Here is a 23,324-nt window from a genome sequence, read left to right as displayed (position 1 = left end):
GAAATATGTTCCAGCGTGTTCAAACAAAGGAAGAACATTTTTGGTTCGAGCAACTATGGGGAGATTTTTGTGAAGAAAGAAACTTAATGTTCGTAGAACGTAATTTAAATCCATCACGATTTTTATTAATAGAAGATGAACATCATATCGGTACAGTAGAATGTATGAAGTATACGGTACCAGAACAATCAAATTCTGAGTTTTTCTATCCGTTTTCTAAAAATGATTTAGTGAAAGATTTGCAAAATGTATATGAAATAGGCAAGTTAAGTATTGCGAAAACGTCTCGTGGGAGAGGACACTTCAAAAGACTAACAGCTATTTTATTTATGCATGCATTAGAAACAAAAGCAGAATGGTATATCGCAGCGGTTACAAAAAGAATGTATATGTATTTATTAACACTCGGTTTCCCAATTGAACCGATAGATAAGCCATTTCAATTTCATGATACTTTACAAGGTGTACCAGTACGAATTCATGCCCGAAAAGGGGCTACGCATTTGTATTCTTTAAAAGAATTTCGAGATGTAATTCAAGGAAATGCCCATGCACAGGCATTAATCGCAGAATACAGTAAGAATATTATGTTAACCAAATAAAACGAAATGAATATGTATAATAAAGAGAATGCGATTTTAAAATGAAATTATTCTTCATGAAAAAGACCCTTATTATTTTAATAAGGGTCTAAAAATTATAATCCAAATATACTAAAAATCATTTTACGGCGCTTCGGTTTCTTTTCACGTTCATATATTGGCTTTGTATCGGGAGTAATATAGATTGGTTCTTCTTTCTTGAGGGTAGCTTCTAGTTTTTGAATTCGCTCTAACATTTCCTCCATTTCACGGCGATGTTGTAAAAGTTGGTACGTAACAACATCATTTGCCTTATCTTGCATTTGTTCTTCTATTCGATCTAGTCTTCTCGTAATTGTGTTTAATTGAGCGGTTAATTGCTCAAAATCATGTGATGATATGTTTTGAACAATTGTATTTACTTGAGTTTTCAATTCTTCAACATCATTTGATGATGTTTTTTGAGTAGGGTGAGTGTTTTGGGACTTCTCTATTTGTGAAAGATGGTATTCTAACATTTGGTCTAAATCATCTTGTGTAAAAATAAAGTGACCATATTTATTTTTTTCTATAGTAAGATTTAATTGTTGTGCAATCCGGACAACAGCCTTTGGGCTAACACCTAATTTTTTTGCGATAAATGGTGTTTTATATTCCAAAATAATCCCTCCTATATATATCCTGTTGAATGATTTCGATCTATGAAGTAAGTTCCCTTCCAGTGTGACAAAAGAAGTGTGGAATCGGCAAAGAAAGTGTTTTTTCACGAAATGAAGCTAGGAAGAATATATCGTGAATATAAAAGTTTTTATCTTGAAATTTAGAATCATTTGACTGAGGGAAATGAATTAGATTATCATAATGATAAATATCTTTTTTATGTATGCATATAATATATAAAAAGGTGGTTGCTAATGTAGAATTTTGTTAGAGTATTAGAATGCTTACTTCACTTGAATAAAATTAAGTAGGAGGTGGCTTCCTTGCTTACAATGTAAGTAAGGAAAAGTATTTGGACATATATAGTATAAGTATAGTGATTGTTTTAATTGCCTTAACGGCATTTTTCGTTGCAGCAGAATTTGCAATTGTTAAAGTGCGAAGTTCAAGAATTGACTATTTAATTGCAGAAGGAAATAATCGCGCAACATCTGTCAAAACAGTCATTACAAACTTAGACGAATATTTATCTGCTTGTCAGCTAGGAATAACAGTTACAGCACTGGGAATTGGGTGGTTCGGTAAACCTGCGTTAAAGCAAATGTTTGACACATTTTTTGTGAATTTGAACATTTCTACTCAACTAGCAGATATTTTTGCTGTAATTTTAGTGTTTTTGTTTATTACATTTTTGCATGTTGTAATAGGGGAATTGGCTCCAAAAACATTTGCGATTCAAAAAGCTGAACAGGTGAGTTTATTTGTTGCTAAACCGTTAACTTTCTTTTATCGTATGGCGTTTCCATTTATTTGGCTATTAAATGGATCAGCCCGAATAATTACGAAGTTGCTAGGGCTGAAACCACCGAAAGGGCACGATGAAGTTCATTCAGAAGAAGAATTACGGTTATTAGTTTCAGAAAGTTACAAAAATGGAGAGATTAATCAGTCTGAATATAAATATGTAAATAAAATCTTTGAATTTGATGATCGTATAGCAAAAGAGATAATGGTACCCCGAACTGAGATGCATATTATAAGTAAAGAAATGCCTGCTGAAGAAGCGTTGCAAAAAATGTCTCGGGAAAAATATACGAGATATCCAGTTGTTGATGGCGACAAAGATCACGTAATAGGCTTTGTGAATTTTAAAGATATTTTCACAGATTTTGTGCAGCATAATGCGGTTAGTAATAAGAAAGTAGAGCAATATATTAGGCCGATTATTTTAGTTATCGACTCTATCCCAATACACGACTTATTTTTAAGAATGCAAAAAGAAAGAACACATATTGCTATATTGATAGATGAATATGGTGGTACGTCTGGACTTGTTACTGTTGAAGACATTTTAGAAGAAATAGTTGGAGATATTCAAGATGAGTTTGATACAGATGAACAGCCAGAAATTCAACAAGTTAGTGAAACGAAAACAATACTAGAGGGAAAAGTACTTGTTAGTGAAACGAAAACAATACTAGAGGGAAAAGTACTTGTTAGTGAAGTAAATACGTTATTAGGTTTAAAGATTGATGATAATGGTGTTGACACAATAGGTGGATGGATTTTAACGAAGAATATAGAAATTGCCGAAGAGGATTTCATTGAAATCGAAAATTATAAGTTTTGCGTAAAAGAATTAGATGGACATTATATAAAGAGACTAGAAGTTACAAAAACTGTAGAATCAATTGTTATTTTAGAAGATGAAAAACAAATTTCATTACAAGAACAAATTAGTTCGTAGACTCTGCTAGATGGCAGAGTTTTTTTTGAGCATAATGTTTTTGGCAGAATAAGGGCTATGTTACAATGAAATAAGTCAGACCTTTCACTAGGTGAAGTATTGTTGTATACATATATTTGAAAGGGGAAGAATTATGAAAAAGCATTTATATATAAATGGAGATTGGAAGTCTGTAAACACGTATAAACCATTATACGCACCATACTCTGAAGAAACATTAGCGGAAATTGCGCAAGGAACGGAAGAAGATGTAAAAGAGGCTGTTACTGCCGCAAAAAATGCAATGAAAGAAATGAATACATTATCTGCATATGATCGAGCGACTATTTTAGAGAAAGTCGCACAAAAAATGGATGAAAGAAGAGAAGAATTTGCAGAAATTATTGCAAAAGAGGCTGCAAAACCAATACGTGCTGCAAGGGGAGAAGTAGATCGTACCGTTCAGACATACAAATTTGCAGCTGAAGAAGCGAAGCGTATATACGGTGAGACACTGCCACTTGATGCGGCACCTGGTGCAGATGGGCGTATTGCATACACAATACGAAAACCGATTGGGGTTATAGGAGCTATTACACCATTTAATTTTCCATTAAATTTAGTGGCACATAAAGTGGGCCCCGCAATTGCTGCTGGAAATACAGTTGTATTAAAACCAGCTGATCAAACGCCTCTATCATCTTATGCATTAGTTGAACTATTTGAAGAAGCAGGATTGCCAAAAGGGGCTTTAAATATTGTTTCTGGTCCTGGTTCAACTGTAGGCGAAGCAATAGTTACAAATGATGATGTTGCTTCCATTACTTTTACGGGAAGTCCGAAAGTTGGACTTGGAATTAAGGCAAAGGCTGGGTTAAAGCGAGTTACGTTAGAACTAGGATCGAATGCCGCTGTTATTATTGATGAAGATGTTGAATTAACAGATGAATTAATTGAACGAGTAAAATGGGGAGCATTTGTTAATAATGGACAAGTTTGTATTTCGGTACAACGCGTTTTTGTACATGAAGAGAGACTGGATGAATTTTTATCTAAGTTACAAAAATCGATGGAAACAGTTGTTGTTGGTGATCCGTTGCTTGAGGAAACGGATGTATCAGCTTTAATTTCGAAAAAAGATGTCGAGCGTATCGATAACTGGGTGCAAGAAGCAGTTAAAGAAGGAGCGAACGTTTTGTATGGTGGTAACAAACGTGATGAAAGGATTTTTGAACCAACTGTATTAACGAATGTTCCAGAGCATGTATCTGTACAGTGCCAAGAAGTGTTCGGTCCACTTATGACAGTAAATACATTTAAAGAATTTGATGAGGCTATAGAGCAAGTAAATCATTCACGTTACGGTCTACAGGCAGGTGTATTTACAAATAATTTGTTTAAAGCTATGCGTGCAATTGATGAGCTTGAAGTTGGTGGTGTCATGATAAATGATATTCCAACGTTCAGAGTAGACCATATGCCTTACGGGGGTGTGAAAGAAAGTGGTACGGGGCGTGAAGGAATTAAATATGCAATCGAAGAAATGACAGAAATGAAATTAGTGTGTATTAAAAAATAAAGGAACTAGAATTTAAACATCGCAAAAAAACGAGTAGGAAATGTTTACGATTCCATACTCGTTTTTTTTGTTTATTTGACGTTTCTTAGAATGATTTCATTTAATCAAGTGTACCTTTTACTTCATTTCTTGTTTGAAAATAGCATCTTCTACATAAATTTGTTCTTTGTCGACAGCAGTGCTATGAGATAATACTAAACCGATTGGTGTTTCTGTACCTTTATTTTGAACAATTGTAAAAGGAACATTTTTTTCGTTCGCTAATTTAATGTATTTTGATAAATGTGGGTAAGCAATGCCACCATTTAGGAATATTTGTAATGATTGAGAAGAGCGCATGCTACTAGCTACTTCAGAATATACATTACTTTGCATTACTTGACCGATAGTTAAAGCGATTTCTACACGCTCACGTAATGTAGTTAAATACATATTACGTTCTTCTGGTTTGTTTTGCTTTTGGCCGTAAATGCCTTCTTGGAGATAATCTTCCACATTTTTATTTACCATATTTTTCACACCTTTCCTTTTCTATTGTACGAAAGAATGAAGCAGGATGCAAAAAAAGTCGCATCGAATATAAAAAATTTGAATGAAAGGAAGGAAAATGGAATGTAACAATCTAAACAATTAATAAAGTTATAAAAATTTTATCAACACATATTAACAAAATGTGACAATAATCTATTAACGAATCATGTTTTTTGTGTTAATATTCAAAATATAAAGGGTGTTCGTCGCATGGAAATGGAGGAATGGAGGTTTTTCCAATCGATAAGGATATTAAAGAAGTATTTTGTTCGCACTTGAAAAACAACAGGCACCAATTCGTTGAGAACTGGAAAAACAAAATGATAATTTCCGATAAAGATCCATTTAGACTAGAAGCAGTTCAAAATGGAGAGGATTTATTAGAGTTTATTATTGAACTTACTATGGAAGAAAAAGATATAAATTATCTTCAGCCATTATGCGAGAAAATTGCTATTGAACGTGCAGGAGCAGATGCGAATATAGGTGATTTTGTTTATAATGCAAATGTAGGAAGAAATGAGCTTTTCGAAGCGATGTGTGAATTAGATGTTAGTGCACGTGAATTGAAACCAATTATGGCCCAAATACATACTTGTTTTGACAAATTAATTTATTACACTGTTTTAAAATACTCGGAAATTATATCAAGAAATTTAGAGGAAAAACAGCAATATATTAACGAAACACATAAAGAAAGGCTGACAATTTTAGGGCAAATGTCAGCTAGTTTTGTACATGAATTTCGTAATCCGCTTACTTCCATTATGGGGTTTGTCAAATTATTAAAGGCAGACCATCCTAGTTTATCGTATTTAGATATTATTTCTCATGAATTAGACCAATTAAATTTTCGCATTTCGCAATTTTTACTCGTATCGAAAAAAGAAATGTGGACTGAATCTGAACGGTTTTGGCTAAATGATTTGTTTCAAGACATTATACAGTTCTTATATCCAAGTTTGGTCAATGCAAATGTTTCTATTGAAAAGAATTTGCCATATCCAATTCCGCTTACTGGTTATCGGAGTGAAGTGAGACAAGTATTTTTAAATATATTAATGAACTCAATTGACGCTCTTGAATCAATGAAAGAAGAACGAAAAATTATCATTGATGTATTTGAAGAAGATCAATCGATTCGGATTGTAATAAAAAATAACGGACCAATGATTCCAGCTGAAAATGTAGAAACGATTTTTGAACCATTTGTAACTACTAAAAAGTTAGGAACTGGTATTGGGTTATTTGTATGTAAACAAATTGTAGAAAAGCATAATGGGTCCATCATGTGTCGTTCAGATAATGATTGGACAGAATTTCAAATTGCATTTCAAAAATAAACAGTCTACACCAAATGAATGGTGTAGACTGTTTTAATTCGTAAGTATAACGGCTTCTAATTTAGGATCTTTCGTTGAATAACCTAAAATTGAAATTGTATAAATAATGTTCGGTTCGACTTTGAAATCCGGTATAGTTAGTAAGACACTTTGATGATCTGCGAGTGAAACTTCTATATCCGCTGTACCAGGGCTAACTTCTAAAAAATCTGTTATTTGTTTAAAGAGTACATTTTCAAATAAATGATCGCCAGCTTTTAAACTTACATTTACAACAGGGGTATCAGGAGAAAAGTGTGCAAAGCGTATTTTTGCCTGGCCTGCTGGTAAATGAGTATTATCAAGCATAGGTTGTAATTGTAGATGATTATCACTATTTATTGCGGCAAAAGTATAAGTGTGATTTCCCATTATTGGTACTAAAGCTGAAAAGATGGGCGTTTCATTTCCAACAGGAACGATATCTATTCGGTACTTACCTTGTACTAATGTTAAATAAGGACTAAATTGTTTAAATGAAATATTTTTAATTACCTTTTGCCCATTTACTAAAATGTCAACGGCAGGTGTATTTGAAGCAGAGTGAAAAAATCTTATGTGCGATGGTAAAGCAGCTTCTTGTGAATTTCTTTTTTCGTATGCCTGTACAAGATTCGTAAGCGCATCATAATATTTCATATATAGTTCTACATATTTTTTTGGATTATGAAATTGATAGTAACGAGCGAGCTGTTCGTAACGTGCAGCTTCTTGTCCATATTTTTCGATTTCAGATTGAGACATGAACATTCCTCCTTTGTCATCATTAAAACTATATGCTTAGCAAGAATGAGGTTATGCGAAAAAATTGTTTTTTAAAGGAGAAAGGTTGAAAATTAATAATAAGTATTTTTTAAGGATAAGATAAGTTTAGGTGAACGAGAGTTATAATTTTCTAGAGGATACAAAAATATATCATCCATATTGGCAGAGGAAGTGTGTATTTCGAAATGAAAAATTTGAGAGCATAACACGTGACATGTCGAAACCATGTCCTGAAACCCTTAGGAAACTAGGGATTTTTTTAATTATGGGCAAATACACATACAAAGTAATAATTGTCCTACATAAATTATAAAGGAAAGGTAGTTTGAAATTAAGGAAAGGAATGAAACCTTGGGATGGGGATATCCCGCAAGGAATTGTAAATGGAGTTATGGACGGTTTTGTGCTTTATACTGTAGGATGAATTGTGATTTTGTAATACTATTGTTTCTATTTATGTTAGCAAGTGACGGTATTAACTGATAAAAGAGCGTCGTGCCGAACTGATTAATGTGGTTAATCGGTTCTTTTTTTTATTGTATAAAACGGATGGAGTTGTATGTGAAATATTGATTTCTTTAAAATAATTGCTATGCATTTAGTAGGATTAATTGTCGAGATTTGTTTAAAAATATGCAATATAAAGTAGGAGAACAGGAAGGAGTTTAAAGGGAGTTTCGTCGAAGTTTACACAATGTCGGCATTTGAGGGAAGCTGACATTATGTTAGAAAAACATTTAGTGAAGCGTTAATTTTATATAAGGGAGGGTTATTTGAGCGTATAGATAAGGGTTGGTCTTTAATTTAAGTTCTGAATTTTCTGTTTTTAAAATGATATTTAGCACTCATTTGTATATTTTATAATAGTTTTTTGATAAATTCACTGCTTTCGCAGAGGGTTCTTTTTTATGAAAGAAACGTCAATTTTCTTCATATATATATACAAATTGGAGAAATGGGGGAGCGCTATGCGCGATTACTTAATTAAACCACTTGTTGGTCAGCCGTATCCAATGATTTCACATGGAAAAGGTGTGTATTTGTATGATCAAAACGGAAATAAATATTTTGATGGCTCGTCAGGGGCAATTACGGCAGGTATTGGGCATGGCGTAAAGGAGATTGCGGACGTTATCAAAAAGCAAGCAGAGGAGATTGCTTTCGTTTATAGATCACAGTTTACGAGTGAACCAGCTGAAAAATTAGCGAAGAAATTAAGCGATTTAAGTGTAGGAGATTTGAACTGGAGCTTTTTTGTGAATAGTGGTACGGAAGCAAATGAAACAGCTATGAAAATTGCAATTCAACATTTTCAAGAGCGAGGTATTCAAGGGAAACATAAAATTTTGTCACGATGGATGAGTTATCACGGTATTACGATGGGAGCCTTATCAATGTCTGGGCATCCACTGCGTAGACAACGTTTCGTGTCAATTTTAGAAGATTATCCAACTATTCCAGCTCCATATTGTTTTAGATGTCCGGTACAAAAGGTATATCCAACTTGTCAGCTTGCTTGTGCGACTGAACTAGAAAGATCAATTGAAAGGATTGGGGCAGAACATATTGCGGCTTTTATTGCTGAACCGATTATTGGAGCAGCTGGAGGTGCAGTCGTTCCGCCGAAAGAATATTATAAAGTTATTAAAGACATTTGTAGTCATTACGATATTTTATTTATTGCTGATGAAGTAATGACTGGGCTTGGGCGTACTGGTGCATGGTTTGCGATGGAGCATTGGGGTGTAGAACCGGATATTATGACCCTTGGTAAAGGTTTAGGAGCTGGATACACACCGATGGCAGCGACGGTTGTAAGTGACCGTGTTATGGAGCCAATTTTACGAGGATCGCGTTCTGTTATGAGTGGACATACGTTAAGTGCAAATCCATTATCTGCAGCAACAGCTCTAGCTGTTATTGAATATATGGAGAAACATAATCTACCTGAAAAAACAGCGGAAAAGGGAGAGTATTTAATAAAAGGATTACAGAAAGTTCAGCAACAATCAACAATCATTGCTGATGTGCGTGGAAAAGGATTGCTGATTGGAGTAGAATTGCAACCGTTTACAAAAGCGTCGGAACTTATTTCGGTTGCAGCTAAAAATGGTCTTCTTTTATACCAAGCTGTTTCAGGGCAAGCAGGAAAAGAAGATAGCGCACTGCTTGTAGCACCGCCAATGACAACTACATATTCCGAGTTAGATGAATTACTTTCAATTTTTGCAAAAAGTGTTGAAGAAATGATGCAAAAAGGAGGGCATAGTATCGTATGACAACTATTACGAATACATTCAGTAAATTAAAAGAGATAGAGGAGGTAATTTCTTTATTCCACGATGATATGACATTAATGTTTGGGGGATTTGGGGGGATTGGCTCCCCTCCATCTTTAATACAGGCCATTTTAGAAAAAGGAGTTACAAATTTAAATTTAATTGGAAATGATACAGGATTTCCTGATGTAGGAATCGGTCGTCTCGTTACGAATGAAAGAGTAAAATCATTAATTACTTCTCATATTGGATCAAATCCAAATGCAGGAAGACAGCTAAACGAAGGAAGGTTACAAATTGAGTTTTCTCCTCAAGGAACATTAGCAGAGCGTATTCGTGCTGGTGGTGTAGGACTTGGTGGCGTATTAGTTGATGTAGGTGTTGATACGATTGTAGAAGAGGGAAAACGTACTGTTGAAATGAATGGTAAAACATATTTAGTTGAAACAGCATTAACTGCTGAGGTTGCGATTGTATATGCGAAAAAGGCAGATCCGTTCGGCAACCTTGTGTTTGATAAGAGCGCTCGTAACATGAACCCTCACGTTGCTATGGCCGGGGATATAACGATTGTAGAAGCAGAAGAAATCGTTCCACTGGGAAGTTTAGATCCAGAAGAAATTGTTGTCCCAGGAGTATTTGTAAATTATATCGTACCGTCGGAAGGAGTGAATTGGAAATGGGTATGGGCGTAGAAGTGAGAGATAAGATTGCTAGACGTGCAGCGAAAGAAATACAAAATGGTATGATTGTAAATTTAGGAATTGGTATACCATCGCTTGTACCGAATCATTTGCCTGACGATATAAACGTTATGTTTCATGCAGAAAATGGAATTGTAGGTATGGGACCTACACCAAGCAAAGGAAATGAAGACGAAAATTTATGTAACGCAGCAGGTTTGCCAACTTCTCTTATTACAGGAGCAAGTTATTTTGATAGTTGCACAGCGTTTGGGATGATTCGAAAAGGTTTACTAGATATAACGATTCTTGGTTCATTACAAGTAAGCGAGAATGGTGATTTAGCAAACTGGATTGTTCCAGGAAAACGTGTTCCAGGTATTGGAGGAGCAATGGATTTAGCTCAAAAAGCGAAGCGGGTCGTTGTTGTGATGAATCATGTCGATAAATACGGAAATGCAAAAATTGTTTCGGAGTGTACATTACCATTAACTTCAAAAAAATGCGTAGATTTAATTATTACGGATATGGCAGTAATGGAAGTAACGCAGGATGGACTTATTTTACAAGAATTGATGAGCCCATACACAGTGGAAGATATAAAACAACATACAGAAGCGGATTTTAAAATTGGCTCTAACTTACTAGTAATTGAATGAGGGGAGATACAATATATGGAGCAATTAAAAAAACAAGTTTGTGATTATATTGAGAGTCATGAAGAAGAAAGCGTAAAATTTTTAAAACGATTAATTCAAGAAAAGAGCGTATCTGGTGATGAAAGTGGTGCGCAGGCAATTGTGATTGAAAAATTACGTGAGCTAGGTTTAGATCTTGATATATGGGAGCCATCATTTTCTAAAATGAAAGATCATCCTTATTTTGTATCACCGCGTACAAGTTTTTCAGATAGCCCGAACATTGTGGCAACCCTTAAAGGAAGCGGCGACGGGAAATCTATGATATTAAATGGGCATATTGATGTCGTACCAGAAGGAGATGTGAATCAGTGGGACTATCATCCTTATAGTGGTGAGAAAATAGGAAATCGTATATATGGTCGTGGAACGACAGATATGAAGGGCGGCAATGTCGCATTAATACTTGCGATGGAAGCAATTATTGAATCTCGTATTGAATTAAAAGGAGATATTTATTTTCAAAGTGTAATAGAAGAAGAAAGCGGCGGAGCAGGAACATTAGCAACTATATTACGAGGATATAAAGCAGATGGTGTTATTATTCCGGAGCCAACAAATATGAAGTTTTTCCCGAAACAACAAGGATCCATGTGGTTTCGTCTACATGTGAAAGGGAAAGCAGCACACGGTGGGACGCGTTATGAAGGAGTAAGTGCAATTGAAAAAAGTATGTTTGTTATAGATCATTTGAGAAAGTTGGAAGAGAAGAGAAATGACCGAATTACAGATCCATTATTTAAAGGAATCCCGATCCCAATTCCAATTAATATTGGGAAAATTGAAGGCGGTAGCTGGCCAAGTTCTGTTCCTGATTCGTTAATTTTAGAAGGAAGATGCGGTATTGCGCCGAATGAGACTATAGAGGCAGCAAAAGAAGAGTTCGAGAATTGGATCGCTGAATTAAATGATGTGGACAATTGGTTTGTTGAAAATCCTGTAGAAGTGGAATGGTTTGGAGCAAGATGGGTTCCAGGTGAACTAGAAGAAAATCATGAGTTAATTACAACGCTTGAACATAACTTTGTTGAAATCGAAGGGAACAAACCGATTATTGAAGCATCACCGTGGGGGACTGATGGAGGTTTATTTACACAAATCGCAGGTGTACCAACGATAGTATTTGGCCCAGGAGAAACGAAAGTAGCGCATTATCCAAACGAATATATAGAAGTTGATAAAATGATAGCTGCCGCGAAAATTATTGCATGTACATTACTAGATTGGTGTGAGGTGAAAAAATGAAATACTATGAATCTTTTAGAGAACAGACAAATGGCTATACAGTAGAAGGCGTGTTGGACTATTTTAATAAACGTATTCGAGTAGACCACTACACAGGAAATATTGAGAGAATCATCCAAACAATTGACGAATTAGCAGAGAAACATTCTTTCACTAAATGTATTGTTAAAGGAAAGGGAGAGCATGTTTCAACATGGCTCTCTTTCGGTTTTTTATTAGAAGCAACAATACCACATTATTTTCAAGGTCACGATGCATACTTCTTCGTGAAATTTAATAATGATGAAAGACGAAATAGTATTCATTGGGCTAAGGAAGATACCATTTTAAGCGGTGTAAAAGCAAAAGAAGTAAAGGAAAAAATAGTTCCGGAAAAATTCCTATTAAGAAAAGCGACAGAAGAGGACGCAGAAGAATTAGCAGCTGTCTTTGGAGAAGTATTTGAAGTGTATCCAACTCCTTTAAACGAAGCGAGTTATGTAAAACAAACGATGAAAGAAGACGATACAATTTACTATGTGTATGAATTCGAGGGGAAAATAATTAGTACAGCGTCTGCAGAAATGAATATAAAAGAAGGAAATGCAGAATTAACGAATTGTGCGACCTTACCCGAATATCGTAAACATGGGTTTATGAAAAGTTTATTAATTAAGTTAGAAGAAGAACTTCAAGAAAAATCGATTTTCTGTTCTTATACAATTGCTCGATCGCTTTCTTTCGGAATGAATGCAGCCTTTCATCAGTTAGGCTATACGTATACAGGAAGATTGGCGAACAATTGCTACATTTTTGATAAGCTAGAAGATATGAATATATGGGTAAAAGATTTGTCTAAATAGTACGTTATAAAAATAGAACGGAATCGTCATGCTTATAATCGCACATAGGTATGCCGGAAATTCGGCATAGTATTTGCTGGATTTTCGGCAAGAGGGGGGATGACATTGCTAGCAGTTTCGACACAAGAAGTCATTGAGGCGATTTTGGGCAGTATTGATGAGGCTATACACGCAGTAGATGAAAATGGTATTACAATTTTCTATAATACTGTAGCTGCAAAACACGATGGATCAAAAATTGAAAAAGTGTTAGGTAAACATTTGTTAGAAGCGTTTCCTTCTTTATCTAGGGAAACAAGTACGTTGATGAAAGTATTAGATACAAAAAAGCCAATCGTTCATCAAGTGCAGCATTATCAAAACTTAAATGGGGAAGACATTTGTACAGTAAATACGACGTTACCTATTTTCATAGATGGAAATATTGCTGGAGCTGTTGAAATTGCAAAAGATTATTCCACAGTACAAAAACTTACCGATACAATAGTCGATTTGCAGTCGAAAATAAAGCGGTCATCTAGAAAAAAAGCGGTCAAAAAGGATGTTGCATTTGAGACGATCGTGACGAATGATGCTCGGTTTAAACAGACGAAAGAATTAGCACAAAAAGTAGCCCCAACTGATGCGAATGTTTTAATATATGGGGAAACAGGAACAGGGAAAGAATTATTTGTACAAGCGATTCATGAAGCCTCTAAGCGGAAGAACAAGCCGTTTATTGCACAAAACTGTGCAGCTTTGCCAGAGTCTCTATTAGAAAGTTTATTGTTTGGAACGACGAAAGGTAGTTATACGGGGGCAATTGAACGAGCGGGATTATTTGAACTTGTAGATGGAGGGACATTGTTTTTAGATGAACTGAATTCAATGCCACTCGATTTACAAGCGAAAATGCTACGTGTATTAGAAGATGGTGTTATTCGTCGTATTGGTGATAATAAGACGAGAAAAGTAGATGTTCGCGTTATTACCGCAATGAATCAGCCACCAGAAATATGTTTAAAAGAGAATAAAATTCGCACTGATTTATACTATCGATTAAATGTCTTTTCATTATATATTCCGCCGCTCCGTGAAAGAACGGAGGATGTATTATTGTTAGCGTCTTATTTTTTGAAAGAATATAATAAAAGTTATAAAAAAGGTGTACTTCAAATGGATCAGGAAGCGAAAGAAAGACTACAAGCTTACCAATGGCCTGGAAATGTTCGAGAGTTAAAACATACGATTGAACATGCTGTCATTATTGCAGAAGGGAATACATTAACAGCCAATTGTTTACCGCGTACATTTCGGAAAGAGAGTTTTCCAAAGAAGAAGGGCATATTGCCTCTTAGAGAAGCACTTCATCAAACGGAAAAAAAATTAATAGATCAAGCGTTAATTGAAACAGAAGGGAATATATTACAGGCTGCAAAAATGTTAGGTATCCCTCGTCAGACGCTTCAATATAAACTGAGTAAGTACGACAAAACCGCCGAATAATTGGCGGTTTTTGTGTGTTTGCACCAATAAAAGAGCGTTTACATATATAAAAAGTAATGAATATGATAGTATGTATGGATTTCATACAGTGCTTAAAAATATTTTTTTCGCTTATATAATAGGGTTATCCGTACGTTTACTTATCAATAAAGTAAAGTTGGCATAACTATTGCTTATATAAAGGATGAGCGTATAAAAAGGGGGAATAGCAATGTTACATGATGTATACAAACCAAATCGTCACTGGAAGGATATCGAATTATGGAAAGATGTTACTGAAGAGCAATGGAATGATTGGGTTTGGCAATTAACGAATACGATCAAAACGTTAGATGACTTAAAGAAAGTGATTAACTTAACACCTGATGAAGAAGAGGGCGTTAAAATTTCAACGAAAACGATCCCGTTAAATATTACACCGTACTATGCTTGGTTAATGAATCCTGATGACCCACGCTGTCCGATTCGGATGCAATCTGTACCGATCTCGGAAGAGTTATATAAAACAAAATATGATTTAGAAGATCCGCTTCATGAAGATGAAGATTCACCAGTTCCAGGGTTAACACATCGTTATCCTGACCGCGTACTATTCTTAGTAACGAATCAATGTTCTATGTATTGTCGTTACTGTACACGCCGTCGTTTTAGTGGACAAATTGGAATGGGTGTGCCGAAGAAACAATTAGATGATGCAATTGCTTACATTCGTGAAACACCACAAGTACGAGATGTATTAATCTCTGGTGGTGATGGTCTTCTTATTAACGATAAAATTTTAGAATATGTATTAAAAAATTTACGAGAGATTCCGCACGTTGAGATTATTCGTATCGGAACGAGAGCGCCGGTAGTATTCCCGCAGCGTATTACAGAAAACTTATGTAACATTATTAAAAAATATCATCCAGTATGGTTAAATACACATTTCAATACATCTATTGAAATTACTGAAGAATCGAAAAAAGCATGTGAAATGTTAGCGAATGCTGGTGTTCCAGTCGGAAACCAAGCAGTAATTTTAGCTGGTATTAATGACAGTGTTCCAATTATGAAAAAACTAATGCATGACTTAGTAAAAATCCGTGTACGTCCATATTATATTTATCAATGTGACTTATCGGAAGGTATTGGTCATTTCCGTGCACCAGTTTCTAAAGGTCTTGAAATTATTGAAGGTTTACGCGGACATACGTCTGGTTATGCAGTACCAACATTCGTTGTTGATGCACCAGGAGGAGGCGGTAAAATTGCGCTTCAACCAAACTATTTAATCTCGCAAAGTGCAGATAAAGTTGTACTTCGTAACTTTGAAGGTGTTATTACAACGTATCCAGAGCCAGAAAGCTACATTCCAGGAAGAGCAGAAGGGTACTTTAAAGAAATTTATCCAAACTACGAAGAAAAACGTTCAGATGTTGGTATCGCAGGCCTTATGAGTGATAAGAAATTTAATCTTGTTCCAGACGATTTACAGCGTATGAACCGTCGTAAAGACTATGAGGATAATGAAACGCATGCAACATTAAAAGATAAACGTGATAAGCGCGACCAATTGAAAGATAAAAAATATCAAGCACAAATGGCTAAATTAGAAGAAAACGACAAAAAAACTGAGGGTGATGCAGTATGAATTGTATGTGGTGTGACAGTACAGAAGCAAAAGAAAGCTTAAATACTGTATATTGGGAATTACCAGATGGTACGAAAGCCATTGAAATCCAAGAGACACCATGCATTTCTTGTTCCTCATGTGGTATGGACTATCAATCAGATCAAACAGTGAAAGAAATAGAAGATCAATTGTTTCTAATTTATACGAAAGACTTACCAAAACAACTAACATATGAAGAATTAATGGGAAGACCACGTCTATTAAAAAGAAATTATTTCGACTTTTAACCAGCTTTTATGCTGGTTTTTTTCTTTTTTGCCTTGTATAATGTACCCAAGCTAGAAAGGTAGGGAATATTTTTGAAAAAGACATTTTACCACTATATGATGAAGCATCGTGCAGCTTTATTTAGTAATGAAATATCGAATTTAGCAGAGGCAATGTATGATGATTTAAGTTTTCCGAAGCAATCTGAAGATTACGATGAAATTAGTTCATACTTAGAGCTAAGTGGAATGCTAGAAAGTATGTCTATATTTGATGAAGCGTGGGATTTATACATACAAGATAGATAAAAACTATATGAACTTTTTTCGACATGAAGCTAGTCTATTTGCTAGCTTTTTTTACGTTGTAAATAAATTTTCATATGATGATATTTTTTATTGAAAAAATTTATGAATATACGCTTCTGTGATAAGCGTTTTTAAGTAGGTTGCATATACTGTTATCAAAATCACGACGTCAAAAAAAGGAGAGATATAGATGGCAAGGAAAAAGCAACCTAAATATAACGTAGGGGACATAGTCGTGATTACGCTATATGGAACCGTTGGTAAAATCACAAATATGAAGGTTTTAGATGGAGTTTACGTATACGAAGTCAATAATCACGATGGATTTTACGTAGAGCAAACATTGCAGCACGTTACAGAGCAAGATATGAAAAAAGGTGAAACTGAGTGGATTGAATTAAACTATAATTTCACATTTGGTGATCTCGTGCAAGTAACAGGATATGATAAAGATGTTTTCCGTATTGTTGGTTTTCGTACAGAAGTATGGAGATATAAAAATGATGCATGGGAAGATACAATATATGAACTGTCACGAATTACGGATGGTGAATGGTTAGAAGCGGATGAGTCAGATTTAACGTTACTTGCCAATGCTCAAACGGCAAATGCAATTTTGAAGAAAATGAAACAAGATAAAGCAGGTATGAATAAATTAGATTTAGGAAAATTAAAGTCAATTAACAACTCGAAAAAAGTGAGTGTTAAGACAAATCGTCAAGAAATCATTGATGGATTACTTGATATTTATAACGATTATCAATTGTTATTTGATACATTTAAAGATGAAGAATACAAAATTGTTATGGATGTTGTTCATAATTATTTAGTTAAATTGACAGAGAAAAAATAGTTAACTAGAAAGAGAGAATGAATTGAACAACAACATATGCAGTATAAGGTATGCCTACAATTATTAAAAAAATAAAAAGCCATTTAATAAGAGAGTCTGCCCATTGATCTTCATGCATGAACTCTTCTTTTGTTTGTCCTACTTCTTGCTTTACCTCGTATTGATATTCCATAATTATATCCCCCTTTTTGATAGCTTGTACTACCATCGTATGCACCTTGTCCAAAGGATATGACCTATAAAAAAGAAAAACTATTTTTCTAATCTCATATACATATTTTTGAGATTTTTTCATAAAACAGAAATAAAGGAGTGATGCTCATGAAGGAAATTGAAGTCGTAATTGATACGGAAGAGATTGCGGAGTTTTTTTATGAGCAACTAATTGAAAGAGGATACGTCCCAAAACGAGAAGAAATTGAAGATCTCGCAGATATTACATTTGAGTATTTATTAGAGAAATGTATGATTGATGAAGTGTTTGATGAAGAGGATGAGTGAAAGTAACGACGGGCTTAACTCGTCGTTTTTTACTCTTTACAAACTTGTCACAAATGTAGCCAGCAATACTTGGTATAATTAAAAGAAAATTTTACTCAAGAGGTGAAGGGATGTTCAAAAAAATTATTGATTCTTTATTAGGAAAGAAAAAATATCGTTCGTATTCTAGTAGTGATTATCGCCATAGAGGTCGCTCTTATTCAAGTAGCGATTATAAACGACGTTCATCTGGTTATGGGCATCATCATTATAAAAGAAAACGTAAAAGCCGTAGCTTCTTTTCAAGTAGTTGATGAAATGGCGTCGTATACTAGCTTTATTTGATAGACCACTGCGAAAAAATACAATTGTTGTAGAACGTTATAAAATTGAATCAGTAATTGGAATGGGTAGTTATGGGGTTACATATGTCGTTAATGATTTACAAATAAATAGATATAAAGTCTTAAAACAATTAAGACAAAGTAAACAAAGATATGAGTCTGGTAGAAAATCATTTGAACAAGAGAAAATGATTTTACAAACATTAAATCATCATGCAATTCCTAGTTTATATGATCATTTCGTATGGGAGAAAAAAAGCTTTTTTGTGATGGAATATATGCCTGGTAAAAATTTTGAAGATTATATTTTCTTAGATGGACATGTATATACAGAACGTGAAGTTTTAAAAATTTTATATAAAATATTAGAAATTGTATCAGTGTTTCATAGTAAAGGTATTATTCACCGAGATTTACGCATTCCAAACATATTAATGAAAGAAAACCAAATTAGTATTATTGATTTTGGGTTGGCGAAATTGAAAGGTGAGGGTGATGAACGAGCTACAACGTATGAAGGTGAACAAGCTTTGATGCGAGAAGTTCACTTTCGTAGCGATTTTTATGCGCTTGGTCATTTCTCATTATTTTTATTATATGCAGGCTATGAATCTAATGAAAAATATGAAAAACCATGGTATGACGAATTAACTTTGGAAAATTATAACCGTGAAATGCTGATGCGTATGTTACAAATAAAAACGCCGTACTATGAGAATGTACGAGATTTAAAAAAAGATGTAGCTTTTGCTTTAGAAAGGATGGAGGCCCCATGTTTCAAAAGTTTTTAGCAAGCGTTGGTATCGGTAATGCAAAGGTAGATACAGTTCTTGAAAAAGATGAGTATATTGTAGGAGAAGAGATACTCGGGAAGGTTCACATAACTGGAGGTTCCGTCAGCCAACAAATTGAAAGCATTTACTTAACGCTATCAACATCGTATATTCGAGAAGTGGATGATAAAAAAATAACAACAACATATGATTTAGAGCGAGTTCGTTTAACAGAACCTTTTTCTGTTGAGCCGAATGAAAAAAGAGAAATTCCATTTTCATTTAAAATGCCAGTTGAAACACCGCTTACTCTTGGAATGAAAACAGTTTGGGTTCACACAGGCCTTGATATTAAACGTAGTATAGATCCAAGTGATCGTGATTACATTCAAGTGTTGCCAAATGCACTATTAAATAGTGTGTTAGAAAGTGTGAATCAATTAGGTTTTAAAGCGCGTCATATAGAATGTGAAGAATTACCGTATCGATTACGTAAGCAAGTTCCATTTGCACAAGAATTTGAGTTTGTTCCTGTTTCTGGACAGTATTATGGGAAATTAGATGAACTAGAATTATTAATTTTACCAAGTGCTTACGATCGCCTAGAGATTATTATGGAAGTAGACAGAAAATCTCGTGGATTAGCAGGTTTATTTGCAGAAGCACTTGATCTTGATGAGAAAGTGATGCGCTTTACAGTAACGAATGAAGATATTCCAATGATGAAAGAAACAATTAACAATTATATTTTTAAATAAACTATGCATAAAAAAGGAATGGAGAGGAAAACTAAAACAACCGCTCCATTTTTTTGCATAGTGAGGTTATGTATGTGAAACGATATCGACATTTATACTTGTTAAGTTCAACGCTACTCATTTGTTTTGTCGTATTATCACTTTCGTATCATACCGCTTGTATTGAGAAATTTGACAATATAGTCGCGCATTTTATTCGAAGTTTTCGAAACGATTATTTGACAGCCTACTTTACTTGGGTGTCGTTTATCGGTTCCAAAAGAATATATTTTCCGTTACTCATTATTCTTGTAATGTATTTTCTCGTTAGAAAAAAGTTGCTTAGCGCATTACTTCTAACAATTAATTATTATGGATCTCGTTATTTAAACAGTATGCTTAAACTATGGTACGAGCGAGCAAGACCTGATGTGTCGCAGCTTGTTACTGCAACTGGATATAGTTTTCCGAGCGGTCATACGATGAATGCTACTGCTTTTTTAGGATTTATTGCATACGTCACGATTACAGAAGAACGTATTACGTTGCATAAAAAATTGTTGATTATTTTTATAGCGAGCTTTGTTGTATTATCTATTTCAGTTAGCCGAATATATCTTGGCGTTCACTATCCATCTGACATATTAGCAGGATGGGCAGCTGGCGGTAGCTGGCTCGTTTTATGTGTTATATTTCATAAAACGTTCATTAAAAAAGAACCTATGTCATAAAACGTTCATTAAAAAAGAACCTATGTCATAATAGGTTCTTTTTCCATTGGTTCAACATGAATGTGCGCATGATAAATGCCAAACTTTTTCCGAAGCATTGCCTCGATGTTGTCAGTAATACAGTGACTTTCTCCAACATCCATACGAGCATCTACCTCAATTGTAATATCAACGTACGTTTGATTCCCGTACATACGAGCGCGAATATCTACGATGTTTTCCACGCCACCAATATGTTCAATCGCATCAGCGTACTCTTCCATCTTATCTGGATCGATTCCATCCGTTAACATATGAGAAGCTTCTACGAAAATCTCCCATGCAGTTTTACAAATAATAAGACCGACAATTAAAGCAGCAATAGGATCTAAAATAGGCATTTGGAACTGCGAACCGACAATACCTACTACTGTACCAATACTTACGAGAGCATCTGATAAATTATCCTTTGCAGCTGCTTCTAATGATTTACTTCTTGTTCGTGCTGCAATCTTTTTCGTATACAAATACACACAGTACATAACGACAGCAGAAAATAAAGCTACCCATGCAGCAAGTACATTAGGTGCTGCTTGTTTCGGATTTAAAAAAGATTGAATGGCACTAATAACAACTTCTAATCCGACCGTTGCCATAATAAAAGAAGCAACAAGTGATGCAATTTGTTCTGCACGCGAATGCCCATATGGATGATCTGGATCACGAGGTTTCCGAGAGATTTTTAGACCAATTAATATCGCTAAAGAAGCACCGATATCGGTTAAGTTATTTAAACCGTCAGCACGTAATGCGCTAGAGAGGGTAATATAACTGATGATGATTTTCATAGAGGATAAAAATATGTAGGCCAAAATGCTGACAATAGCACCTTTATCAGCTTCTTTATGAGAAAGAGTATCCATTTTAATCACTCACCTTTCTACAAGGAATTTCTTTCTATAAATAGAGTATCAAACGAAAGTCGTGTGGGTCTATACAAACATTGTTGACGTTTTATAGCTTTTTAAGAAGTGGATAACAAAGTTTCATGAAGGAAAAATATGTTGTAAAGTGCAAAGTTAGGGTATGCAAGCGATTTAGATCTATGTATAACCCGGGAAGGAGAAGGGAGTACAAATATGTACACTTCTGACAGCTGATTTGGAAAAAATAAAAAACCCTCTAGAAAATATTTTTCAGAGGGTTTTTACCTTAGTATGCTTCTAAAAACTCAGTAACTTGCTCTTCAGTTTTTGCGTTAGCACTATGTAAGTGGCCTAGCTTCTCGCCATTTTGATATACAAGTAAACTTGGAATACCCATTACTTGATACTCTTCAGCGATACTTGGGAACTCATCTTTATTAATAGAATACCATTCAAACTTATTGAACTCTTCCATTACATCTCCGATAAAGTTGTCCATACGCACGCAATCTGGACACCATGTAGTAAAGAACTTAACAACTACTGGCTCCTCGCTTGCGATGATGTCTTTAAATTCCTTGTCAGACTTGATTTCTCTCATGTTTTTGGCTCCTCTCAATGTCACACGGATAAGCTAGTATTTTTATGCAAAATCCGTAATTGCAAACATTTTGCAAACATTAGTGTTTTTGAAATAGATTGTTTGCAAAATCTTCGACTGCTTTTTCTTGTAGGCCTGGTACGACATGTGAGTAGGTGTCCAATGTGATACCTACTTTTTTATGTCCTAATCGTTCACTTACGATTTTCGGGTGAATACCCTGTTTCAACATTAATGTTGCATGGGTATGCCGTAGATCGTGGAAACGAATATCAGGAACCCCACATTTCTTTATAAGCTTTTTCCAGAGCTGTGTCAAACTTCTGAAATTGCAAGGGTTACCATTATAGGTTGGGCAAACTAAATCAAAATTATTATATCCATCGCCATACCGTTCTTTTTCTTCGTTTATCTTCTGAAGATGTTCTTGAAGAGCCAGTAAAGTGATTTCAGGCAGAACAATTAACCTTTTTCCTGAAGATGTTTTAGGTTCATGAAATTCTTTAGTGATATGAGAGAGGGAACGGTTAACTGATAACGTTCTTCTCTCAAAATCAATATCCTTCCATTGAAGCCCTAAGATTTCACCTTTACGCATTCCACATGTAATTGCAAGAAGGTAAGCAATATAATAACGACTTTCTTTTGCGTTCTCTAAAAAAAGAAGAACTTCTTCTTCAGTCCATGTATTAACCGTTCTTGCATCAGCGCCTGCAGTAGGTGGGCTAATGACATCAGCAACATTCTTTTTTACAATTTCATGGCGTACAGCGTAAGATAATGCGGTTCGTACGATTTGATGAATGCTACGAACCGTGACAGGTTTCATAGTTTCGGATAAATCACCATAGAACTTTTCAAGATCCACACCTTTTAATTTTTGCATTGGAATGTTTCCGAGTTTTGGTATAATATGATTGTTAATATGTTTTCGATAGTTGTAGTACGTGGTTTCTCGTAGATTTATCTTTCTGGCTTCAAGATATTGAAGGAAAAATTCACGTACTCTCATTTTTGTGGGCTCAATATATGAGCCTTCTTCTATTTCTACGATTTTTTTAGCCATGTCGGTTTGTGCTTCTTTTTTTGTTTTATACCCAGAAAACCATCTCTGTCTTCTTCCGCCTGTCTCTGGATCTGGGCCGATATCCAATACGAAACTGTATTTACTTCCTCTTTTTATAATATGTCCTTTCACTGTATACACTCCTTCATCTCAAATTGATTCATGTTGTGTAAGTCTAGTTGTAATTT

At 34.8% G+C, this 23,324-nt stretch carries 26 protein-coding genes; 19 read left to right on the top strand and 7 right to left on the bottom strand.

All coding sequences use genetic code 11. From position 1 onward, the window contains the following. Nucleotides 1-5 precede the first annotated feature (5 nt). The gene (locus QCI47_RS16690) at nt 6-602 is read left to right on the top strand and encodes a hypothetical protein (RefSeq protein ID WP_000487805.1); all 597 of its coding nucleotides are present in this window, start codon (nt 6-8) and stop codon (nt 600-602) included. 95 nt (nt 603-697) lie between these two features. Here QCI47_RS16690 and racA read toward each other — a convergent pair whose 3' ends face one another. Then, nucleotides 698-1,240: a chromosome-anchoring protein RacA gene (gene racA / locus QCI47_RS16685; RefSeq protein WP_309422748.1), complete on the bottom strand. Its 543-nt coding sequence runs from the start codon at nt 1,238-1,240 to the stop codon at nt 698-700. A gap of 353 nt (nt 1,241-1,593) precedes the next feature. Between racA and QCI47_RS16680 the strand changes: the two genes are divergently transcribed. Both QCI47_RS16680 and QCI47_RS16675 read left to right on the top strand, forming a co-directional pair. Beyond that, a complete protein-coding gene (locus tag QCI47_RS16680; protein WP_353811874.1) occupies nt 1,594-2,988 on the top strand; it encodes a hemolysin family protein in 1,395 nt (464 codons plus the stop codon). 133 nt (nt 2,989-3,121) lie between these two features. Next, a complete protein-coding gene (locus tag QCI47_RS16675) occupies nt 3,122-4,546 on the top strand; it encodes an aldehyde dehydrogenase family protein (RefSeq protein WP_309422746.1) in 1,425 nt (474 codons plus the stop codon). A 117-nt stretch (nt 4,547-4,663) separates the two neighbouring features. Here the strand turns inward: QCI47_RS16675 and QCI47_RS16670 are convergent, their stop codons facing one another. Then, nucleotides 4,664-5,056: a YueI family protein gene (locus QCI47_RS16670; RefSeq protein ID WP_000247572.1), complete on the bottom strand. Its 393-nt coding sequence runs from the start codon at nt 5,054-5,056 to the stop codon at nt 4,664-4,666. Between the two features lie 245 nt (nt 5,057-5,301). Here QCI47_RS16670 and QCI47_RS16665 point away from each other — a divergent pair, with 245 nt between their 5' ends. Further along, nucleotides 5,302-6,420 (top strand): BA2291 family sporulation histidine kinase, encoded by a 1,119-nt coding sequence (locus tag QCI47_RS16665; RefSeq protein WP_000451748.1) that lies wholly within the window; start codon nt 5,302-5,304, stop codon nt 6,418-6,420. Between the two features lie 33 nt (nt 6,421-6,453). Here QCI47_RS16665 and QCI47_RS16660 read toward each other — a convergent pair whose 3' ends face one another. Then, the gene (locus QCI47_RS16660; protein WP_000083263.1) at nt 6,454-7,203 is read right to left on the bottom strand and encodes a DUF4397 domain-containing protein; all 750 of its coding nucleotides are present in this window, start codon (nt 7,201-7,203) and stop codon (nt 6,454-6,456) included. Between the two features lie 989 nt (nt 7,204-8,192). On the opposite strand from QCI47_RS16660, the gene QCI47_RS16655 reads away from it, so the two are divergent. The 10 genes from QCI47_RS16655 to QCI47_RS16610 all read left to right on the top strand — a co-directional run bounded on the left by QCI47_RS16655 (nt 8,193) and on the right by QCI47_RS16610 (nt 17,499). Next, a complete protein-coding gene (locus QCI47_RS16655) occupies nt 8,193-9,503 on the top strand; it encodes an aspartate aminotransferase family protein (RefSeq protein WP_060630714.1) in 1,311 nt (436 codons plus the stop codon). Beyond that, the gene (atoD, locus tag QCI47_RS16650) at nt 9,500-10,198 is read left to right on the top strand and encodes an acetate CoA-transferase subunit alpha (protein ID WP_000208119.1); all 699 of its coding nucleotides are present in this window, start codon (nt 9,500-9,502) and stop codon (nt 10,196-10,198) included. Before QCI47_RS16655 ends, atoD begins: the two co-directional genes overlap by 4 nt. Continuing rightward, nucleotides 10,183-10,845, top strand: a complete 663-nt coding sequence (locus tag QCI47_RS16645) for a CoA transferase subunit B (protein ID WP_000525280.1) — start codon at nt 10,183-10,185, stop codon at nt 10,843-10,845. The genes atoD and QCI47_RS16645 overlap by 16 nt, the downstream gene beginning before the upstream one ends. Before the next feature lie 15 nt (nt 10,846-10,860). Continuing rightward, on the top strand, nt 10,861-12,129 hold the full coding sequence (locus QCI47_RS16640) for a peptidase (RefSeq protein WP_061130882.1): 1,269 nt from the start codon (nt 10,861-10,863) through the stop codon (nt 12,127-12,129). Continuing rightward, nucleotides 12,126-12,971: a putative beta-lysine N-acetyltransferase gene (ablB, locus tag QCI47_RS16635; RefSeq protein WP_309422745.1), complete on the top strand. Its 846-nt coding sequence runs from the start codon at nt 12,126-12,128 to the stop codon at nt 12,969-12,971. The genes QCI47_RS16640 and ablB overlap by 4 nt, the downstream gene beginning before the upstream one ends. A gap of 99 nt (nt 12,972-13,070) precedes the next feature. Then, nucleotides 13,071-14,456, top strand: coding sequence for an arginine utilization transcriptional regulator RocR (rocR, locus tag QCI47_RS16630; RefSeq protein ID WP_309422744.1), 1,386 nt, complete (start codon nt 13,071-13,073; stop codon nt 14,454-14,456). A 211-nt stretch (nt 14,457-14,667) separates the two neighbouring features. Continuing rightward, the gene (gene kamA / locus QCI47_RS16625; RefSeq protein ID WP_000902136.1) at nt 14,668-16,089 is read left to right on the top strand and encodes a lysine 2,3-aminomutase; all 1,422 of its coding nucleotides are present in this window, start codon (nt 14,668-14,670) and stop codon (nt 16,087-16,089) included. Next, on the top strand, nt 16,086-16,358 hold the full coding sequence (locus tag QCI47_RS16620) for a YokU family protein (protein ID WP_000995764.1): 273 nt from the start codon (nt 16,086-16,088) through the stop codon (nt 16,356-16,358). The genes kamA and QCI47_RS16620 overlap by 4 nt, the downstream gene beginning before the upstream one ends. Before the next feature lie 72 nt (nt 16,359-16,430). After that, entirely contained in the window at nt 16,431-16,646 is a 216-nt protein-coding gene (locus QCI47_RS16615) for a YozE family protein (protein WP_000750724.1), read from the top strand. Between the two features lie 190 nt (nt 16,647-16,836). Further along, entirely contained in the window at nt 16,837-17,499 is a 663-nt protein-coding gene (locus tag QCI47_RS16610; RefSeq protein ID WP_000101501.1) for a hypothetical protein, read from the top strand. A 4-nt stretch (nt 17,500-17,503) separates the two neighbouring features. Here the strand turns inward: QCI47_RS16610 and QCI47_RS16605 are convergent, their stop codons facing one another. Continuing rightward, nucleotides 17,504-17,671, bottom strand: a complete 168-nt coding sequence (locus QCI47_RS16605) for a DUF3930 family protein (RefSeq protein WP_000456537.1) — start codon at nt 17,669-17,671, stop codon at nt 17,504-17,506. A 149-nt stretch (nt 17,672-17,820) separates the two neighbouring features. On the opposite strand from QCI47_RS16605, the gene QCI47_RS16600 reads away from it, so the two are divergent. The 5 genes from QCI47_RS16600 (at nt 17,821) to QCI47_RS16580 (ending at nt 20,564) form a co-directional block, all read left to right on the top strand. Beyond that, nucleotides 17,821-18,000: a YozD family protein gene (locus QCI47_RS16600; protein WP_000658451.1), complete on the top strand. Its 180-nt coding sequence runs from the start codon at nt 17,821-17,823 to the stop codon at nt 17,998-18,000. A gap of 110 nt (nt 18,001-18,110) precedes the next feature. After that, nucleotides 18,111-18,293 (top strand): hypothetical protein, encoded by a 183-nt coding sequence (locus QCI47_RS16595; RefSeq protein WP_000473370.1) that lies wholly within the window; start codon nt 18,111-18,113, stop codon nt 18,291-18,293. Then, nucleotides 18,293-19,114: a serine/threonine protein kinase gene (locus tag QCI47_RS16590; RefSeq protein WP_098946725.1), complete on the top strand. Its 822-nt coding sequence runs from the start codon at nt 18,293-18,295 to the stop codon at nt 19,112-19,114. Before QCI47_RS16595 ends, QCI47_RS16590 begins: the two co-directional genes overlap by 1 nt. Then, nucleotides 19,096-19,854, top strand: a complete 759-nt coding sequence (locus QCI47_RS16585) for a sporulation protein (RefSeq protein ID WP_076872874.1) — start codon at nt 19,096-19,098, stop codon at nt 19,852-19,854. The genes QCI47_RS16590 and QCI47_RS16585 overlap by 19 nt, the downstream gene beginning before the upstream one ends. A 74-nt stretch (nt 19,855-19,928) precedes the next feature. Then, a complete protein-coding gene (locus QCI47_RS16580) occupies nt 19,929-20,564 on the top strand; it encodes a phosphatase PAP2 family protein (protein WP_002163663.1) in 636 nt (211 codons plus the stop codon). Nucleotides 20,565-20,584: 20 nt separating this feature from the next. Here the strand turns inward: QCI47_RS16580 and QCI47_RS16575 are convergent, their stop codons facing one another. The 3 genes from QCI47_RS16575 to QCI47_RS16565 all read right to left on the bottom strand — a co-directional run bounded on the left by QCI47_RS16575 (nt 20,585) and on the right by QCI47_RS16565 (nt 23,268). Beyond that, a complete protein-coding gene (locus QCI47_RS16575) occupies nt 20,585-21,466 on the bottom strand; it encodes a cation diffusion facilitator family transporter (protein ID WP_000380376.1) in 882 nt (293 codons plus the stop codon). Nucleotides 21,467-21,755: 289 nt separating this feature from the next. Beyond that, the gene (locus QCI47_RS16570) at nt 21,756-22,070 is read right to left on the bottom strand and encodes a thioredoxin family protein (RefSeq protein ID WP_001206934.1); all 315 of its coding nucleotides are present in this window, start codon (nt 22,068-22,070) and stop codon (nt 21,756-21,758) included. Nucleotides 22,071-22,149: 79 nt separating this feature from the next. Further along, entirely contained in the window at nt 22,150-23,268 is a 1,119-nt protein-coding gene (locus QCI47_RS16565; protein ID WP_353811872.1) for a site-specific integrase, read from the bottom strand. Nucleotides 23,269-23,324 lie beyond the last annotated feature (56 nt).

The sequence above is a fragment of the Bacillus cereus group sp. RP29 genome (assembly GCF_040459765.1).
GTDB classification, from domain to species: Bacteria; Bacillota; Bacilli; order Bacillales; family Bacillaceae_G; genus Bacillus_A; species Bacillus_A paranthracis.
This window is presented reverse-complemented; position numbering and strand designations above follow the sequence as displayed.

Bases quoted from the DNA above. Each gene is read 5' to 3' on its own strand.
- QCI47_RS16690 (WP_000487805.1), top strand. From the start codon at position 6: ATGTTCCAGCGTGTTCAAACAAAGGAAGAACATTTTTGGTTCGAGCAA.
- QCI47_RS16675 (WP_309422746.1), top strand. From the start codon at position 3,122: ATGAAAAAGCATTTATATATAAATGGAGATTGGAAGTCTGTAAACACG.
- QCI47_RS16670 (WP_000247572.1), bottom strand. From the start codon at position 5,056: ATGGTAAATAAAAATGTGGAAGATTATCTCCAAGAAGGCATTTACGGC.
- QCI47_RS16665 (WP_000451748.1), top strand. From the start codon at position 5,302: ATGGAGGTTTTTCCAATCGATAAGGATATTAAAGAAGTATTTTGTTCG.
- QCI47_RS16660 (WP_000083263.1), bottom strand. From the start codon at position 7,203: ATGTCTCAATCTGAAATCGAAAAATATGGACAAGAAGCTGCACGTTAC.
- QCI47_RS16655 (WP_060630714.1), top strand. From the start codon at position 8,193: ATGCGCGATTACTTAATTAAACCACTTGTTGGTCAGCCGTATCCAATG.
- atoD (WP_000208119.1), top strand. From the start codon at position 9,500: ATGACAACTATTACGAATACATTCAGTAAATTAAAAGAGATAGAGGAG.
- QCI47_RS16645 (WP_000525280.1), top strand. From the start codon at position 10,183: ATGGGTATGGGCGTAGAAGTGAGAGATAAGATTGCTAGACGTGCAGCG.
- QCI47_RS16640 (WP_061130882.1), top strand. From the start codon at position 10,861: ATGGAGCAATTAAAAAAACAAGTTTGTGATTATATTGAGAGTCATGAA.
- ablB (WP_309422745.1), top strand. From the start codon at position 12,126: ATGAAATACTATGAATCTTTTAGAGAACAGACAAATGGCTATACAGTA.
- rocR (WP_309422744.1), top strand. From the start codon at position 13,071: ATGACATTGCTAGCAGTTTCGACACAAGAAGTCATTGAGGCGATTTTG.
- kamA (WP_000902136.1), top strand. From the start codon at position 14,668: ATGTTACATGATGTATACAAACCAAATCGTCACTGGAAGGATATCGAA.
- QCI47_RS16620 (WP_000995764.1), top strand. From the start codon at position 16,086: ATGAATTGTATGTGGTGTGACAGTACAGAAGCAAAAGAAAGCTTAAAT.
- QCI47_RS16610 (WP_000101501.1), top strand. From the start codon at position 16,837: ATGGCAAGGAAAAAGCAACCTAAATATAACGTAGGGGACATAGTCGTG.
- QCI47_RS16605 (WP_000456537.1), bottom strand. From the start codon at position 17,671: ATGGAATATCAATACGAGGTAAAGCAAGAAGTAGGACAAACAAAAGAA.
- QCI47_RS16600 (WP_000658451.1), top strand. From the start codon at position 17,821: ATGAAGGAAATTGAAGTCGTAATTGATACGGAAGAGATTGCGGAGTTT.
- QCI47_RS16595 (WP_000473370.1), top strand. From the start codon at position 18,111: ATGTTCAAAAAAATTATTGATTCTTTATTAGGAAAGAAAAAATATCGT.
- QCI47_RS16590 (WP_098946725.1), top strand. From the start codon at position 18,293: ATGAAATGGCGTCGTATACTAGCTTTATTTGATAGACCACTGCGAAAA.
- QCI47_RS16585 (WP_076872874.1), top strand. From the start codon at position 19,096: ATGTTTCAAAAGTTTTTAGCAAGCGTTGGTATCGGTAATGCAAAGGTA.
- QCI47_RS16575 (WP_000380376.1), bottom strand. From the start codon at position 21,466: ATGGATACTCTTTCTCATAAAGAAGCTGATAAAGGTGCTATTGTCAGC.
- QCI47_RS16570 (WP_001206934.1), bottom strand. From the start codon at position 22,070: ATGAGAGAAATCAAGTCTGACAAGGAATTTAAAGACATCATCGCAAGC.